Raw genomic sequence first — 3,149 nt, 5'->3', positions numbered from 1 at the left:
CTGCCAATCCCCCCCCTTGTGGGGGAGATGTCCGGCAGGACAGAGGGGGGCGCCGTGGAGCGCAAACCTCGCGGAACTGCGGAGGCACAAATGCCTGACCGGTCCTTCCTCAACTGGCCCTTCTTCGAAGACCGCCACCGCGACCTCGCCGACCGTCTCGACGCCTGGTGCGCGAAAAACCTCCCCGTCGATCACCACGACGTCGATGCCGCATGCCGCGAGCTCGTCGCGAAACTCGGCCGCGATGGCTGGCTGAAGCCGACGGCGCTCGACCTGGCCAACCCCGGACCGCTCGATGTCCGCACGCTCTGCATCACCCGTGAGACGCTCGCCCGCCACGATGGCCTCGCCGACTTCGCCTTCGCCATGCAGGGGCTTGGCACCGGCGCGATCTCGCTGTTCGGGACGCCGGACCAGCAGCGCTGGCTTGCGAAGACGCGGGCGGGGGAGGCGATCTCGGCCTTCGCGTTGTCGGAGCCGCGCTCGGGATCCGATGTCGCCAACATGGAGATGTCGGCCGTCCGCGAAGGCGACGATTATCTGCTTTCAGGCGAAAAGACCTGGATCTCCAATGGCGGCATCGCCGACCTTTATGTCGTCTTCGCCCGCACCAACGAGGCGCCCGGCGCCAAGGGGATTTCCGCTTTCATCGTGCCGGCCGACACGAAGGGTCTCAGCATCGCCGAACGGCTCGAGGTCATTGCTCCTCACCCGCTGGCGCGGCTCTCCTTCGACACTGTCCGCATTCCGGCTTCCGCCCTGATCGGTAAGCCCGGCGACGGTTTCCGCATCGCCATGTCGGTGCTCGACGTGTTCCGCTCGACTGTTGGCGCGGCAGCGCTTGGCTTCGCGCGGCGCGCGTTGGACGAGAGCGTCAGCAGAGCCGCCGAGCGCAAACTGTTCGGCGCGCCGATGGCGGAGCTGCAGATGGTGCAGGGCCACATCGCCGACATGGCGCTCGATGTCGATGCCGCCGCGCTGCTCATCTACCGCGCCGCATGGACCAAGGACATGGGCGCCGCGCGGGTGACGCGCGAGGCCGCCATGGCGAAGCTCTTCGCCACCGACAAGGCGCAGGAGGTGATCGACAAGGCGGTGCAGCTGCATGGCGGCGACGGCGTGCGCAAGGGCCATATCGTCGAGAGCCTTTACCGCGAAATAAGGGCGCTGCGCATCTATGAGGGCGCCTCCGACGTGCAGAAGGTGGTGATCGCCAGGCAGGTCATGGGCGCGGCGTGAAACCTTTGCCAACCGCATCTGAAATGGGGGGAGACATGCACACCATCCTGCAGCCTGAGGGCTGGGCCAAACCGGTCGGCTATGCCAATGGCGTGGCCGCGCGTGGCCGGCTTGTCTTTATCGGCGGCCAGGTCGGCTGGAACGCCGAGTGCAAATTCGAGACCGACGACTTCGTCGGCCAGGTGCGCCAGACGCTCGCCAACGTCGTCGCCGTGCTGGCCGAAGCCGGCGGCGAGCCGCGGCACATCACCTCGATGACCTGGTATTTCACTGACAAGGCCGAATATGTCGGTAACCTCAAAGGCATCGGCGAGGCCTATCGCGCCGTTATCGGCCGGCACTTTCCGGCGATGGCGGCCATGCAGGTGGTGGCGCTGGTCGAGGACCGCGCCAAGGTCGAGATCCAGGCGACCGCGGTCATACCTGACTGACTACTGACGCAGTCCGGCCTGCTTCAGCAGCGGCAGCACGTGATCGCAGAAATAGGGCAGCTCCTGCGTGTAGTTGACGAAGGACAGCGCGATGCCCTGATAGCCATGCGCGGCGATGGAAGCCATGTCGGCGGCGATCGTTTCAGGGGTGCCGATCAGCGGGTAGGTTCCGGCGCCGCCGGCGAAGCGCTGGCGGTATCGGTCATAGGCATGCTGGTCATGCGATTGCGAGAATTCCTTCTTGCCAGCCATATGCGCATCGACCGCCTCGTGGTCGGCCAAAGTGACGGCATAGCGCGTGTAATAGGCCTGCGCCTCTTCCATGGTCGGGCGACAGACGACATGCGCAACTGTATAGACGCCGACGTTGCGGCCGACCTTGTCGGCACGTTCTCTGATGTCGGCGACATGCTTGCCGGCGTCGCTCATCTCGGAGAAGGTCGTGAACAGATAGTCGCATCTGGCGGCTGCGAAATCGCGGCCGGGGCCGCCGAAGGCAGCGTTCATGGTCACCGGGCGCGGAACCTGCAGGCTGGCCGGCCGGCTCACCGCCTCCTTCAGGCGATAGTAGGCGCCCTCATAATCGAGCGGCTCGCTCGAAGCGTAAAGCCGCTCCAGGATCTCGATCCATTCGGCCGCCTGGTCGTAGCCCTTCTCGACCAGCGGCGTGCCGAACATGCCAAATTCCTTCGGGTTCCAGCCGCAGACGATGTTGAGCCCCGCGCGCCCCTGGCTGATATGGTCGACCGTCGCCAGCGCCTTGGCGGCGTAGAGCGGATGCACGAGCGGCACATGCACGGTCATGAACAGGCCGATCTGCTCCGTGGCCGCGGCAAGGGCGGCGGCCCAGGTGAAAGTCTCGAAGGAGAATTCGCGCACCTTGTTGCGGCCGCCGAAGCCCCGCCAGCGTGCGATCGGCAGCATGAATTCCAGCCCGGCGCGGTCGGCGATCTGCGCCGCCGTCAGATTATCCTGCCAGCTTGCCGTCCAGCGCTCCGGCACATCGGTGATGGCAAGGCCGCCATCCGCGTTGGTCGAGAACACGCCAAGCTTCAGTCTGTTCGGGCCATGCAGGGGATGTGCTTTGATCATCTTGGAAACTCTTGGGCGGAACGCCACACGCTAGGCCGGCGTGAAAATATTTCAAGCCTGAAATAGCTTCGCCTCGTCGTCGTTTGCGGATATGGATTGGACAACATGAAAAGGGGATCGGCATGAACGAGTTCCGCCAGAAATGTATCAGCAGGACCAACCTGGTCGGGTCTTTTGCCGCCATTCCCCATCCGGTCGCCGTCGAGGTCATGGCATCGTCCGGGCTCGATTTCCTGTGCATCGACTGGGAACACGCGCAGATCTCGCGCGAGACGATCGAGGCCATGGTGCGGGCGGCCGACGTGCATCGCGTGCCGGCCATGGTGCGCGTTCCCGGCCATGCGCCGGAGGCGATCCAGGCGGCGCTGGACAGCGGCGCACAAGGCG

Annotated in this window: 4 protein-coding genes; 3 read left to right on the top strand and 1 reads right to left on the bottom strand. The window is 65.3% G+C overall.

The annotated features are described in order from the left end of the window. Positions 1–90: 90 nt before the first annotated feature. Both EOA23_RS33110 and EOA23_RS33105 read left to right on the top strand, forming a co-directional pair. Positions 91–1,239 (top strand): acyl-CoA dehydrogenase family protein, encoded by a 1,149-nt coding sequence (locus EOA23_RS33110; protein WP_127307159.1) that lies wholly within the window; start codon positions 91–93, stop codon positions 1,237–1,239. 35 nt (positions 1,240–1,274) lie between these two features. Then, positions 1,275–1,670, top strand: coding sequence for a RidA family protein (locus EOA23_RS33105; protein ID WP_127307158.1), 396 nt, complete (start codon positions 1,275–1,277; stop codon positions 1,668–1,670). Here EOA23_RS33105 and EOA23_RS33100 read toward each other — a convergent pair whose 3' ends face one another. Further along, positions 1,671–2,762 carry an LLM class flavin-dependent oxidoreductase gene (locus EOA23_RS33100; protein ID WP_127307157.1) on the bottom strand — a complete coding sequence of 364 codons (1,092 nt, stop codon included), beginning with the start codon at positions 2,760–2,762 and terminating at the stop codon, positions 1,671–1,673. Positions 2,763–2,884: 122 nt separating this feature from the next. Here EOA23_RS33100 and EOA23_RS33095 point away from each other — a divergent pair. Further along, a partial coding sequence (locus EOA23_RS33095; RefSeq protein ID WP_245474428.1) for an aldolase/citrate lyase family protein occupies positions 2,885–3,149 on the top strand: 265 nt, incomplete at its 3' end.

It is taken from the genome of Mesorhizobium sp. M2A.F.Ca.ET.042.01.1.1, from assembly GCF_003997405.1.
Classification (GTDB): domain Bacteria; phylum Pseudomonadota; class Alphaproteobacteria; order Rhizobiales; family Rhizobiaceae; genus Mesorhizobium.
The sequence above is the reverse complement of the archived record's forward strand: the minus strand, read 5'-3'. Positions and strand labels throughout refer to the sequence as shown.